The sequence below is a fragment of the Bariatricus sp. SGI.161 genome (assembly GCF_050313695.1).
GTDB lineage: Bacteria > Bacillota > Clostridia > Lachnospirales > Lachnospiraceae > JAFBIX01.
Map to the genome: position 1 here is coordinate 1 of NZ_JBNPLX010000035.1, position 13,508 is coordinate 13,508.

13 protein-coding genes are annotated in these 13,508 nt (G+C 39.3%); all 13 read left to right on the top strand.

Annotated features, from left to right (window positions below; all coding sequences use genetic code 11):
• Positions 1-35: 35 nt before the first annotated feature.
• The 13 genes from ACQRBH_RS15075 (at position 36) to ACQRBH_RS15135 (ending at position 13,482) form a co-directional block, all read left to right on the top strand.
• Complete coding sequence (locus ACQRBH_RS15075) at positions 36-491, top strand: YhcH/YjgK/YiaL family protein (protein ID WP_320802227.1); 456 nt, start codon at positions 36-38, stop codon at positions 489-491.
• Positions 492-608: 117 nt separating this feature from the next.
• Positions 609-1,463, top strand: a complete 855-nt coding sequence (locus ACQRBH_RS15080) for an AraC family transcriptional regulator (protein ID WP_427743288.1) — start codon at positions 609-611, stop codon at positions 1,461-1,463.
• A 150-nt stretch (positions 1,464-1,613) separates the two neighbouring features.
• A complete protein-coding gene (locus tag ACQRBH_RS15085; protein WP_427762326.1) occupies positions 1,614-2,948 on the top strand; it encodes an ABC transporter substrate-binding protein in 1,335 nt (444 codons plus the stop codon).
• A gap of 64 nt (positions 2,949-3,012) precedes the next feature.
• Positions 3,013-3,900, top strand: a complete 888-nt coding sequence (locus ACQRBH_RS15090) for a carbohydrate ABC transporter permease (protein ID WP_427762328.1) — start codon at positions 3,013-3,015, stop codon at positions 3,898-3,900.
• Positions 3,900-4,721, top strand: a complete 822-nt coding sequence (locus ACQRBH_RS15095) for a carbohydrate ABC transporter permease (protein ID WP_427762329.1) — start codon at positions 3,900-3,902, stop codon at positions 4,719-4,721. The genes ACQRBH_RS15090 and ACQRBH_RS15095 overlap by 1 nt, the downstream gene beginning before the upstream one ends.
• 20 nt (positions 4,722-4,741) lie before the next feature.
• Positions 4,742-5,851, top strand: coding sequence for a Gfo/Idh/MocA family protein (locus ACQRBH_RS15100; RefSeq protein ID WP_427762330.1), 1,110 nt, complete (start codon positions 4,742-4,744; stop codon positions 5,849-5,851).
• Between the two features lie 55 nt (positions 5,852-5,906).
• The gene (locus ACQRBH_RS15105; protein ID WP_427762331.1) at positions 5,907-6,824 is read left to right on the top strand and encodes a dihydrodipicolinate synthase family protein; all 918 of its coding nucleotides are present in this window, start codon (positions 5,907-5,909) and stop codon (positions 6,822-6,824) included.
• 170 nt (positions 6,825-6,994) lie between these two features.
• Positions 6,995-7,525, top strand: a complete 531-nt coding sequence (locus ACQRBH_RS15110) for a hypothetical protein (RefSeq protein WP_427762332.1) — start codon at positions 6,995-6,997, stop codon at positions 7,523-7,525.
• A 244-nt stretch (positions 7,526-7,769) separates the two neighbouring features.
• Complete coding sequence (locus ACQRBH_RS15115) at positions 7,770-9,128, top strand: sodium:proton antiporter (RefSeq protein ID WP_347375897.1); 1,359 nt, start codon at positions 7,770-7,772, stop codon at positions 9,126-9,128.
• 14 nt (positions 9,129-9,142) lie between these two features.
• Positions 9,143-10,156, top strand: a complete 1,014-nt coding sequence (locus ACQRBH_RS15120) for an AAA family ATPase (RefSeq protein ID WP_427762333.1) — start codon at positions 9,143-9,145, stop codon at positions 10,154-10,156.
• Between the two features lie 21 nt (positions 10,157-10,177).
• On the top strand, positions 10,178-10,918 hold the full coding sequence (locus ACQRBH_RS15125) for a tyrosine-protein phosphatase (protein WP_427762334.1): 741 nt from the start codon (positions 10,178-10,180) through the stop codon (positions 10,916-10,918).
• 209 nt (positions 10,919-11,127) lie between these two features.
• Positions 11,128-11,391: a DUF6110 family protein gene (locus tag ACQRBH_RS15130; RefSeq protein WP_235233046.1), complete on the top strand. Its 264-nt coding sequence runs from the start codon at positions 11,128-11,130 to the stop codon at positions 11,389-11,391.
• Positions 11,392-13,482: a heavy metal translocating P-type ATPase gene (locus ACQRBH_RS15135; protein WP_427762335.1), complete on the top strand. Its 2,091-nt coding sequence runs from the start codon at positions 11,392-11,394 to the stop codon at positions 13,480-13,482.
• Positions 13,483-13,508: the final 26 nt, after the last annotated feature.

Sequence of the window (13,508 nt, forward strand, 5' to 3'; positions counted from 1 at the left end):
ATAAGATTTTAATCTGAGAGGAGAGAGAATGATAAATGATATTTGATTCGATTAAAAATAAAGATAATTATAAGAAAGAAACGGAGATTTATCGGGCGCTATGTTACTTGGAAAAAATAGAAAAGTGGGATGAGGTATTGCCGGGGATGGTTATTCAAAAAGACAGTATTTTTGCAAGTCCGGTTTCTTTCTTTTCTAAGGAAGAAAAAGAGTGCGTGTATGAAGCACATAGAAAATATATCGATCTTCATTATATCATTGAGGGGGTTGAAAGAATTGCAACTGCAGATGTAAACAGTTTACAAATTCAAACTCCATTCAGTGACGAAAAGGATATTGGATTTTATGAAGGTCATGAATCAGGATGTTATCTTTTGAAACCGGGAGAATTTATGGTATGCTTCCCAAGTGATGCACATAAAGTAGGTATGATGAATACAGTTCCGGGGACAGTAAAAAAGATAGTGGTCAAAATCAAAATTGAAAAATAATGGTGACGAGAGCAGTTATAATGCATAATCGGGATTTCACATCTTTGAATATTGCAATATTCAAAAAGAAGCCAGGATTAGTGATTATAGCTGTTTTTTAAATCACAGGAGGTTGAAATGTCAGTTATAGAAAATATACGATTTGCTTTTTTATATATAGAATTTTATTCGATGGGAAGAACATGGGTGTATCCGGAATCTTATATTCCATATAACATATTCAGATATATTGTAAAAGGGAAAGCGGAATTTTGTATTGATGGTGAAGAAATTGTTGTAGAAGAAAATCAGATTGCTTACATTCCACAAGGATGTAAGATGTCCTGTCGTGTTCTAAGTGAATCGTTCGAATTTTATAGTATACGTTTTACAACATCTGTATTTTACGAAGGAGAAGATGTTTTGACGGAATACTACGGGATTCCCAGAGTAGTGGTAAGTAAAGGAGAAGATTACTATTTCAAAGAAATATATAAATGGGTAAAAAAAGATACAATGTTGAAAAAATGTTTTATAAGAGGATATTTAGATCTTTTAATTGGCTCATTGGCTATGCGTGGAAATAAGATTGATAAGAATACCGGAAATTTTATAGAAAAAATAGAGGATAAAACATCCAGAACCAAAAGCGCAAAGAAAAGTGAGCAAATAGATCCGAGAATTCAAATGGTGGCAGACTATATTGTCCTACATCCACGGGAGAGATATACACCGCAAAAAATGGCAGAAATGGCAGAACTAAGCAAACAGAGATTCAGCAGTCTGTTTAAACTCAATATGGGTAAAACCCCAATGGAATATGTAAGAGAGATTAGGCTCACAACAGCAGCAAGAGCTTTACTGGTAAGCAATGATAATATTAATGATATTGCGTATGAAAGTGGATATGAAGACGCTAATTATTTTATAAGAGAATTTAAGGCAGCATTTGGATTTACACCAAATCAGTATCGAAAAGTAGCCAGAGAATAAAAAGTGAGTGTTAAATGCTATTATTGAGCGCGCGTTTAGTGGATATGTACAAAAATACTGGATAAAATGGAGTTACAGTAAATAAATTGATGTGGCCGCATTAAAAAAAAGAAACCCGTTAATTAAAAGTGAATAAATGAGGATAAGTATATGAAAAGAAAATTAGCCATTTTGTTGGTAGGAACAATGATAGCGTCTACAATTCTTGCCGGATGTGGAGCAAAAGGTAGCGATTCGACGAAACAGGAGGAATCGGGAGAATTAAAAGGAGATATTACATTTTGGCATTCGTTTACACAAGGACCGAGATTGGAAGTCATACAGGAAACGGCAGATCAGTTTATGGAAGAAAATCCAGGTGTACATATTGAAATTGAAACATTTTCCTGGGGAGACTTTTATACGAAGTGGACAACTGGTCTGGCATCAGGAAATGTGCCTGATATGAGTACGGCACTTCCTGGACATGTAGTAGAGATGATGGATGCGGATGCTCTGGAACCTGTAGATGACTTGATTGATGATATTGGAAGAGATAAATTCTCAGAAGCAGCATTGTCAGAAGGAGAAAAAGATGGATCCTGTTATTCCTTACCTTTATATTCACATGCTCAGGTAATGTGGTATCGTAAAGATTTATTACAGGAGGCTGGTCTTACCGTGCCTAAGACGTGGGATGAATTTGCTGAAGCTGCAAAAACGCTTACAAAGGATGGTGTTTATGGATGCTCATTCCCATGTGGTTCAAATGATCTTATGGCAACCAGATTTTTGAACTTCTATGTAAGAAGTGGCGGAGGAAGTCTTTTAACAGATGACTTGAAAGCAAATCTAACCAGTGATTTGGCAATTGATGGAATTAAATACTGGTTAGACATTTATGAGAACTGTTCTCCAAAAGATTCTGTAAATTATGCTGTGTTAGATCAAGCAAATCTTTTCTATCAGGGAAAAACAGCGTTTGATTTTAACTCTGGTTTCCAAATCAGTGGTGTAGAAACAAACTCTCCTGATCTGGTTGACCAGATAGATTGCGCACCGCTTCCAAAGATTAACGAAAGCGACCTGGATTATGGAGCAGAAACATCCAATATTCCTATGGTAGTTTGGAAAAATTCCGAACATCCAGAGATCTGTAAAGCATTTATGAAAAAACTTTATGAGAAAGATACATATATCAAATTTCTTGATGCAACTCCGGTAGGAATGCTTCCCTCCATCAGTGGAATTTCAGATACAGCAGAGTATAAAGAAAATGAGACAGTTCAGAAATTTTCAAATGCAGTAAATGTGATTACAGATGCAATGGACAAGGGAACTGCAATTGGATATGAGCATGGGCCAAGTGTTCAGGCAGGGCTTCTGACATCACAAGGAATTATAGAAAGCATGTTCCAGGATATCATTACCAATGGTACAGATGTGGAGAAAGCTGCGAAGTCAGCGGAAGATCAATTAAACGAATTATTCAGTACAGTGCAGTAATTAAAAAACGGAGCTGTTGTACGAAACTCGTACACAGCTCCTGAAATGAAGAAAGGCATATAAGATGAAAAGAAAAGAAAAAGCGGATTATGCCCGTTGGATTTTTGTGCTTCCTGCGTTGCTGGTTGTAGGAATTTTGCTGATTTATCCGATTTTTTCAAGCCTATATTATAGTATGACGACAAAACATCTAATCCGGCTAACATATGACTTTATTGGACTTGAAAATTATAAAGCGGTGTTGTCAGATCCTAATTTTTTCAGGGCATTTTTAAATTCTGTTTTATGGACAATAGGTTCCTTGCTAGGACAGTTATTTATAGGGTTTACATCTGCTCTGGCAATTAACCGGGTAAAATTTGGAAAAGGAGTATATCGGACATTGATGATTATTCCTTGGGCGTTTCCTTCTATTGTTATAGCGTTATCCTGGAAATGGATTTTAAATGGTGTATCAGGATTTGTTCCTAATATGTTAGTTCAGTTGGGAATTTGTAGTGAATTGCCACAATTCCTCAGTGATAACAGCTTAGTGTTTTTAACATTGATTTTTATAAATGTCTGGTTTGGAGCACCAATGATTATGGTAAATGTATTATCTGCTCTTCAAACAATTCCACAGGATCAGTATGAAGCAGCACAGATTGATGGGGCGTCAAAGATTCAGCAGTTTCGGTATATTACAGTGCCACACATTAAGGTTGTGGTCGGTTTATTAGTAGTTCTTCGTACAATTTGGGTATTCAATAACTTCGATATTATATATCTGCTTACAGGTGGCGGACCGGCAAATGCGACAACAACAGTGCCGATTTATGCATACAATATGGGGTGGAATACAAAATTGTTGGGAAGATCTTCCGCAATCACAATGCTCCTTCTTGTATTCCTGTTATTGGTATGTGTGGTTTACTTTACAATAATCGGTAAATGGGAAAAGGAGGACAAGTGATGACGAATAAAAAAGAGAAAGCCGGAAATGTTTTCTGTCATATTTATTTGATTATTTTATCAGTGATTGCCGTTTTCCCATTAATATGGGTACTGTTGTGTTCTGTGAAATCATCTGGAAATCCTACGAGATTTTTACCGAAACAATTTACATTAGAAAATTTTACACATGTAATCCAGGATCTTGAGTTTGCCAAAAATATAGGAAATAGTTTATTTATAGCAATTATAACAACATGTATTGCAATTGTGATTTCCTCTATGGCAGCTTACGGAATTGTAAGATTCTTCCCAAGAGTGGGTTCAATCATGTCGAAGGTTCTTGTAGCAACCTACATGTTCCCACCTATTCTGCTTGCAATTCCATATTCAATGGTCATGGCAAAATTGGGATTAGTAAATACAAGAGTAGGACTTATCATTGTTTATCTATCATTCAGTGTACCATATGCGGTTTGGATGCTGGTGGGATTTTTCAAAACGGTTCCGTTAGGAATTGAAGAAGCGGCAAGGGTAGATGGTGCAAATAAGTTTCAGACATATATACAGATTGTGCTTCCGTTGGTCATGCCAGGAATTGTTGCAACAGCAATTTATACATTTATCAATGCATGGAATGAATTCTTATATTCTTTAATCCTTATTAACAGTACAGATAAAATGACAGTTTCTGTGGCATTGAAATCATTGCAGGGAGCAGAAATATTAAACTGGGGAGATATGATGGCAGCATCTGCTCTTGTGGTCATTCCATCTGTAATATTCTTTATGTTTATTCAGAATAAGATTGCAGGCGGGATGACTGAGGGTGCAGTAAAATAATAAATCGGAGGTATTAAATCATGAAAACAGTAGGATACGCAGTTGTAGGAACCGGATATTTTGGTGCAGAGCTTGGAAGAATTATGAAGGAGCAGGAAGGTGCTAAAATTGTAGCCGTCCTTGATCCGGAAAACGGACAGATCATAGCCGATGAGTTGGGCTGTGACGTGGAAACAGATTTGGATACGTTATATAGCAGAGAAGATGTGGAGGCTGTAATTGTAGCAACACCGAATTACTTACATAAAGAGCCAGTTATTAAAGCAGCGGAACATGGAGTAAATGTATTTTGTGAAAAACCAATTGCTCTTTCTTATCAGGATTGTGATGAGATGGTAAGAGCGTGTCAGGAACATGGAGTTATTTTTATGGCAGGTCATGTTATGAATTTCTTCCATGGAGTAAGGTATGCAAAGAAATTAATCAATGATGGAGTGATTGGGAAAGTCCTTTATTGTCATTCGGCACGAAATGGATGGGAAGAACAGCAACCGACCATTTCATGGAAAAAAATTAGAGAAAAATCAGGGGGACATCTGTATCATCACATTCATGAGCTGGATTGTGTACAGTTCTTGATGGGAGGAATGCCGGAAGAAGTCACCATGACAGGTGGAAATGTTGCCCACCAGGGAGAAGCATTTGGTGATGAAGATGATATGTTATTTGTAAATATGCAATTTTCTGATAACCGTTATGCAGTATTAGAATGGGGGTCAGCTTTTCATTGGCCGGAGCATTATGTGCTGATTCAAGGAACAAAAGGTGCAATTAAGATTGATATGTGTGATTGTGGAGGAACCGTAAAGATTGATGGGAAAGATGAGCATTTCCTTGTCCACGAGTCACAGGAAGAAGATGATGACCGTACAAGAATTTACCATGGCACAGAAATGGACGGTGCCATAATGTATGGAAAACCAGGAAAGAAACCGCCAATGTGGCTTCATAGCATCATGAAGAATGAGATGAAATATCTGAACGGTATTCTCCATGGAAAAGAAGTAGATGATGAATTTAAACCTCTGCTTACTGGTGAGGCGGCAAGAGCAGCAATCGCAACAGCAGATGCGTGCACAAAATCCAGAGTTGAGGACAGAAAAGTGAAACTTAGTGAAGTTATTAGATAGGTTATGAGATAATAAAGAAAAATTGTATCTGGATTCAAGCAAAGGAGTAAAAACTATGAGAAATCTTGAAAAATACAAAGGTGTTATTCCTGCATTTTATGCATGCTATGATAAAGAAGGAAATATTAGTCCAGAAGGCGTACAGGCGTTGACAAAATATTTTGTAGAAAAAGGTGTAAAAGGTGTTTATGTAAATGGTTCTTCTGGAGAATGTATTTATCAGAGTGTTGAGGATCGCAAGCTTATTCTGGAAAACGTAATAAAAGCAGCAGAAGGAAAGTTGACTGTTATCACGCACGTTGCGTGCAATAATACAAAAGATAGTCAAGAACTTGCAAAACATGCTGAAAGTCTTGGAGTAGATGCAATTGCAGCAATTCCGCCAATTTATTTCCACTTACCAGAGTATGCGATCGCACAGTACTGGAATGATATAAGTGCAGTTGCACCGAACACTGACTTTGTAATCTACAATATTCCACAGCTTGCAGGGGTTGCGCTCACACAGGGATTGTTTGCAGAGATGAGAAAGAACCCAAACGTAATCGGTGTTAAGAATTCTTCTATGCCAGTACAGGATATTCAAATGTTCAAACAGGCAGCTGGTTCTGACTATATCATCTTCAATGGTCCGGACGAACAGTTCATAAGTGGACGTGTCATCGGAGCTGAAGGTGCGATTGGTGGAACTTATGGTGCTATGCCAGAGTTATACCTGAAATTGGACGAATGTGTAAAAGCTGGAAAAATGGAAGAAGCAAGAGAGATCCAGTATGCATGTAATGAGATTATTTACAAGATGTGTTCGGCACATGGCAATATGTATGCAGTAATTAAAGCCATTCTTAAGATTAACGAAGGGCTTGAACTTGGTGATGTAAGGGCACCTCTTCCGTCTTTGGTTGATGCAGATATGGACATTGTGAAAGAAGCAGCCCAGATGATTTGTAATGCAAAAAGAAATTTTTTGTAAGCATTTCCAAAAAGGTTATGCATAGTGAAAAACTTGTCTAGAAATGATACCCGGTCTTAAGTTTAAATACCGGGTATTATTTTTCCCGTTTGTGTTTATGTCTTATAAGAGTTATTATTATTTTGGCAATCATATTCTCAATAAATATAATTTACGCAAAGGAGAAAAACATGGAAATGGTGATAAGAAAAAATATTGTGAAGTTAGGGAAGCATATTCTTCTTTTCGCACTAGTCATAAGTTCATTAGCCGGATGCACGCCGTCAGATAAGGCAACCGTTGAAAAATCTCTGGAAATTAGTCTCAAAAATGCTGAAATCATAGAATCAAAGGATTCGCATGGCGGCTTTCATGGTGATGGGACGTTCTTTTGCAGTCTTGAGTGTCCGTCAGATTCTGTATTGAATCAAATAGAGAGTAATGAACATTGGCATGAACTGCCACTTTCCGATAATCTAAATAAATTGGTGATTGGAGAGACAGATGGAATGACGACTTATTATCCAGTATTCGCAGATGAAGATGGGAACATTTTGTTTCCACAGGTTGAAAATGGTTATTATTTTTTTAAAGACCGATATGATGAAGCGGAAGATGAATATGATGATGCAGATGTATTGAATAGAGGTTCTTACAACTTTACATTTGCGCTATATGATTCAGATAATCATAAGCTTTATTATTGTGAAATAGATACATAAGATACTTGACAAATAAAAATTATACGTGCTATATTCTAAAATATGCAAAAGTTTGGGGACAATAAATGCTGCTTATCTGCTGTCAGGCAGATAAGTGCATTTATTGTCTTTTATTTGCAAAAAAGAGTCCGTTAGAAAAATAACGATTAGATGTAGACAGAACAGAAGAAAGTGGTATAATGTTCTGCGGTAGATTTAAGTTGTTAATGAAAGAAGCAGAATGAGAAACAGGAGGGTGATATACATGGAAGGAATTACATCAGTTCCAATCTGGCTCTGCATACCTTTCGCAGGGCTGTTGCTCAGTATTGCAGTAATGCCATTGATAAAGCCGAATTGGTGGGAGAAGAACCAGCCATTAGCGGTGATTGCGTGGTCGCTTTTATTTATAATACCTTTTACGGTAACATACGGTGCTTTTGAATCGGCACAGACAGTGCTGGAGTGCGTAGTGAATGATTATCTGACGTTCATTATCTTATTATTTGGTCTGTTCTGTGTTGCGGGTAATATTACGGTAGAAGGAGAGTTCGCAGGATCTCCGCGTATTAATACAGGCCTTCTGGCAATTGGCACGCTTTTATCCAGTTTGATTGGAACGACTGGAGCCAGCATGCTGTTAGTTCGTCCTTTTATTAAAATGAATTCCTGGCGCAGGCGGAAAAGCCATATTATGATATTTTTTATCTTTCTGATATCCAATATGGGAGGTTGTCTGACCCCGATTGGAGATCCTCCGCTGTTAATGGGATTTATGCGTGGTGTTCCTTTTTCCTGGAGTTTGCATTTGTTTAAAATCTTAATCTTTAATATGATAATTTTATTGTTTGTATTTTATCATCTTGATATGAGAGCATACCGCAAGGATATTGCACGCGGGCTGAAACCGGATATCAGTAAACCAGGGACTAATTTTCATATAGATGGACTTCACAATCTGATCTTCGTGGCAATGATCGTGGGAGCTGTGATATTAAGTGGCGTGCTTCCGGGCTTGTCTGCGTTCCAGAATGCGGATGGAACGGAGAAAGGAATTCATATACTGGGAGAGGTGACACTTGGATTTCCTGCGCTGATCGAGATTGGGATTATTCTTCTTGCAGCATTTTTATCATTTAAAACGACAGATTCAAATATACGTATCAGAAACCATTTTACCTGGGGTGCGATTAAGGAAGTAGCAGTGCTGTTTATCGGTATTTTTATTACGATGCAGCCGGCACTTATGATACTGAAAGCAAAGGGAGCTGACCTGGGACTTACAGAGCCGATGCAGATGTTCTGGGCAACGGGAGCACTGTCAAGTTTTCTGGATAATACACCAACATATCTGGTATTTTTGACCACGGCAGGGGCATTGGGATACCAGAATGGTATCTTAACTTCTGTGGGAACTGTGCCGGTCAGAATGTTGACAGCTATTTCCTGTGGTGCGGTATTTATGGGAGCCAATACTTATATCGGAAATGCACCGAACTTTATGGTCAAGTCTATTTCGGATGAAAATGGTATTCGAATGCCGTCGTTCTTTGGTTACATGTTGTGGTCAATTGCGTATCTGGTACCGGTATTTCTTTTGGATACCTTGATATTCTTTTGGTAGGGAGGAGAAGAAAAATGCAGGATAATCGAAAAAAATGTATAGAACTTGCGGAACGTATCTACGATCTGGATATTGAAGTGTATGAATGCGTGGGATCTTCTCTGGGACGAACATTTACCGGAGACAGACGTACTTGTGTAGAGAATCTGGCAAACTTAATGAGCACCAGACCGCAGGGTCATCTTCTTAGAAGTGAACTGGCATTGATCAGTAATATGGCCCGCACAATCCGCAATCCTCAGGATAAATCACGTGTCATGAAAAAATATGACGACATCTTAAAGGAAGTAGAGAGTCTTCCGACCAGTTTCGGACAGGGAGAGATTGTGGATCAGAATCGTGCGAAACTCAATACGTCCAATCTGCGGCAGAAGTTTTCAAAAGACGATCATCTGATCATCTGTATCGGACGAAGCCAGGGAAGTGCGGGAAATGATATCGGGTTTGCACTGGCCGATGCGCTGCGGATTAACTATTATGATGTGGAGATATTTACAGAAGTACTTCGAAGACTGGAAGTAGAAAAAGATTCCATCCGAGATGTGGCAGATCTTGGAACAGAAATTATACAGAACAAATATCAGCGAGGATTCAATTCTGTCAAGGGATGGAGAAATAAGATCAAAGAATTCGACCGATATCATGGTCTTACGAAAGAGGATGCTATTTTCTTTAATCAGAGTGATCTGTTATGTAAGATGGCAAAGGAAGAAGATTTTATCGTGATGGGAAGGTGTGCGGATGTGATTCTTGCGAATAACCATATTCCACATATCAGTATATTTATTACTGCACCATTTGAACAGAGAGTTCACCGCATCATGGAAGTAAATAATCTGGATTATAAAAGGGCAAGACGTCTGTTGGAGAAACAGGATCGCAGGCACGAGAAATACTATCACTATTATACCGGACTCAAGTGGGGGGATGCGATGAACTATGATATCTGCTTTAACAGTGCAAGTTATGGAATTGAAGAATCGGTAGATATCATTGAACGTATGCTGAACCAGAATATGAATCATTAAGGGAATTAGGAGGATGGACTTATGAAGGAGTATAAGAGAATTCCAATGGAAGCATTGAAGAATTGCCGGGATCTGGGAGGATATGCCGGGGATGGCGGACGAATGGTCTGCTATCATATGCTTTACCGGTCTGAGGCGCCTGTCAATCTGACAGAAAATGATTGGAAGATGATGCAGGAGATGGGTGTAAGAACGATGATAGATCTACGCTGCGAAAGCGAGCAGAAGATGACAGCATATGAAGTCCCTGAGCGTGTCGAGAGAATCGCCTATCCTTTACAGCAGTATGAGATCCCTGTGGCACCTTTTGAATCAGAAGATAAAGAGAGCCTTAAGGAGAAGGCAATGTTGTCTTTTGGAAAAAGCCTTTTTGATGGATATACAAAAATGATAGAGGATGCGCCGGATAGAATGGTATTCTTACTGGATACGATTGCTAAGGCTTTGGATAAAGGAGCTGTCTTGTATCATTGCACAGCGGGAAAAGACCGGACGGGTGTATTGTCGGCAGTGATCTATCTGTTATGTGGAGTAGCAGATGAAGATATTATTGCGGATTATCAGGTCTCTGCTACTTATCAGGCAAAGAATCCAATGTTTGATCTGATCCCGGATGAATTTAAGATGTTCCTTCAGTCTGCACCGGAAACGATGGAAGCATTTTTGAAAGAAGCCCATGAGAAAGATTATATTGCGCTGTTGAAAGAAAATGGGCTTTCTGATCAGACGATAGAAACAATTAGAAAGAAAATCCTGCAGTAATTGATAAAATAATTCAATAAGGCTTTTCGGTTTTGACTATGACTCCACGAAAGAGTATGATAAAAGGAAACTTCAGATAAAACGAGGTGATCTTTTTGAAGCAGCATAAGTTTTGGGCATGGGCCATGGTGTTCTGTCTTGGTATGTTATTTTATACTGGAAAGAAACACAAATAACTGAGCACAATACAAAAGAATGGAGGATGAGTCATGGATATTTTTAAATTAAAGAATCTTGGTATTTTTGCAGGCGGGGTGCTGTTTGGAACAGCAGGAGTGAAAGTGCTTTCCAGCAGAGATGCCAAAAAAGTATATACAAGCTGTACTGCAGCAGTCCTTCGTGCAAAAGACTGTGTGATGAAGACAGTTGATACAGTTCAGGAGAATGCAGAGGATATACTGGCAGAGGCAAAGCAGATTAATGAGAAACGTGATAATGAAGCAGAAGCCTGTGTACAGGCAGAGGCAGAATAAGTGAGATTTATAATTAAGCATGAGATTCCAGGAAGAATCCGTATTCATGTAGATCAAAAGCGTATGTCCTGTACAGAGGCAGATACGCTTTTGTATTATCTGAATACGCTGGAATGCGTCACGCAGGCAAAGGTATATGAACGGACGGCCGATGCCTGCGTTTGCTTTACCGGAGAAAAAGGAGCTGTGATTCAGGCAATTAGAAAATTCCGGTATGAGTCTGTGGAAGTTCCGGAGACGGTGCCCGCTAATTCTGGAAGAAAATTGAATCGCACATACAAGGAAAGACTGATCAGTAAAGTGGCTTTACATTATGCAGGTAAAATGCTTCTTCCATATCCGGTGCGGGCAGTCTGGACAACAGCCAGATCTCTGCATTATCTGAAAGAAGGCATAAAGAGCCTTGCCAAAAGAAAGTTAGAGGTCTCCGTGTTGGATGCTACGGCAATCGGAGTATCCATCTTACGCGGTAATATGGATACGGCCAGTTCGGTTATGTTTCTTTTAGGAGTTGGAGAGACACTGGAAGAATGGACCCATAAAAAGTCAGTAAGTGACCTGGCGCGCAGTATGTCGCTGAATGTATCGAAGGTATGGGTTAAGAGTGGAGAACTGGAGATTTTGATTGATTCACGCCAGGTCAAAGAGGAAGATCAGGTTATTGTCCATATGGGAAACATCATTCCTTTTGATGGTCTTGTGACAGAAGGCGAGGGAATGGTAAGTCAGTCCTCCCTTACGGGAGAGCCGCTCCCAGTACATCGTGAAAAGGGCGGATATGTCTATGCCGGCAGTGTACTGGAAGAAGGGGAGATTACCTTTACGGTCAGGAAAGCTTCGGGGTCATCACGGTATGAAAAGATTGTAACAATGATTGAGGAATCAGAGAAGCTGAAATCATCTGTGGAAGGGAAAGCAGAGAAACTGGCAGACAGGCTGGTACCAGTTACTCTGGCTGGAACGATTGCTGCCTGGTTTCTGACGAGAAATGTTACCAAAGCGTTATCTGTTCTGATGGTGGACTTTTCCTGTGCCTTAAAGCTTGCAATGCCGATTACAGTGCTGTCAGCAATCCGACAGGCCGGCGATCATGATATTACGGTAAAAGGCGGTAAATACCTGGAAGCTGTTGCCGAGGCACAGACCATTGTATTTGATAAGACAGGTACGCTTACAAAAGCAAAACCGACGGTTAAAATGGTGGTTCCCTTTTGTCAAAAAGAGGAAAAAGAACTGCTTCGTCTGGCGGCGTGTCTGGAAGAACATTTTCCACATTCTATGGCAAAGGCTGTGGTACATGCGGCGCAGATGGAAGGACTGGACCATGAAGAAATGCACTCAAAAGTGGAATATATCGTAGCACACGGCAGCTCTTCTTACGTAGGAGATAAGCGAGTCATTATCGGAAGTAATCACTTTGTCTTTGATGATGAAAAATGTCAGATTAGGGAGGAGTATCAGGAACAATTTGAAAAACTTCCAGAAGAGTATTCGCATCTATATCTGGCAGTAGATGGCATATTGGCAGCTGTTATCTGTATCGAAGACCCGCTTCGCATGGAGAGTACAGAAATAGTAAAAGCGTTGAAACGTTCTGGATTCCAGAAAGTTGTCATGATGACAGGAGACAGCGAACGTACAGCAGCAGCTGTGGCAGCTAAAGTCGGTGTGGATGAATATTATGCTGAAGTACTCCCCGAAGATAAGGCAAGTTTTGTAGAATGCGAAAAAGCATCCGGCAGGAAGGTGCTTATGGTAGGAGATGGCGTGAATGATTCTCCGGCATTGTCTGCAGCAGATGTAGGAATTGCGATCAGCGATGGTGCAGAACTTGCCAGAGAGATTGCTGACATAACCATTTCGGCAGATGATCTTTATCAGATTGTGAGATTAAAAAAATTGAGCAATGCATTGATGAAAAGAATCCAGAGGAATTATCGTAAGATTGTGGGAATTAACACAGTGCTAATTCTAATGGGGATTGGTGGGGGAATGCAGCCAACAGTAGCAGCGATGCTTCATAATATTTCCACTTTGACAATCAGTTTGCAGAGTATGCAGAATTTATTAATAGAAGAAAGAAAAGAGTAATAAACAAAAAGGGCGGTTTGATCAAA

Coding starts and splice junctions, on each gene's coding strand:
- ACQRBH_RS15075 (WP_320802227.1), top strand. CDS start 36: ATGATATTTGATTCGATTAAAAATAAAGATAATTATAAGAAAGAAACG.
- ACQRBH_RS15080 (WP_427743288.1), top strand. CDS start 609: ATGTCAGTTATAGAAAATATACGATTTGCTTTTTTATATATAGAATTT.
- ACQRBH_RS15085 (WP_427762326.1), top strand. CDS start 1,614: ATGAAAAGAAAATTAGCCATTTTGTTGGTAGGAACAATGATAGCGTCT.
- ACQRBH_RS15090 (WP_427762328.1), top strand. CDS start 3,013: ATGAAAAGAAAAGAAAAAGCGGATTATGCCCGTTGGATTTTTGTGCTT.
- ACQRBH_RS15095 (WP_427762329.1), top strand. CDS start 3,900: ATGACGAATAAAAAAGAGAAAGCCGGAAATGTTTTCTGTCATATTTAT.
- ACQRBH_RS15100 (WP_427762330.1), top strand. CDS start 4,742: ATGAAAACAGTAGGATACGCAGTTGTAGGAACCGGATATTTTGGTGCA.
- ACQRBH_RS15105 (WP_427762331.1), top strand. CDS start 5,907: ATGAGAAATCTTGAAAAATACAAAGGTGTTATTCCTGCATTTTATGCA.
- ACQRBH_RS15110 (WP_427762332.1), top strand. CDS start 6,995: ATGGAAATGGTGATAAGAAAAAATATTGTGAAGTTAGGGAAGCATATT.
- ACQRBH_RS15115 (WP_347375897.1), top strand. CDS start 7,770: ATGGAAGGAATTACATCAGTTCCAATCTGGCTCTGCATACCTTTCGCA.
- ACQRBH_RS15120 (WP_427762333.1), top strand. CDS start 9,143: ATGCAGGATAATCGAAAAAAATGTATAGAACTTGCGGAACGTATCTAC.
- ACQRBH_RS15125 (WP_427762334.1), top strand. CDS start 10,178: ATGAAGGAGTATAAGAGAATTCCAATGGAAGCATTGAAGAATTGCCGG.
- ACQRBH_RS15130 (WP_235233046.1), top strand. CDS start 11,128: ATGGATATTTTTAAATTAAAGAATCTTGGTATTTTTGCAGGCGGGGTG.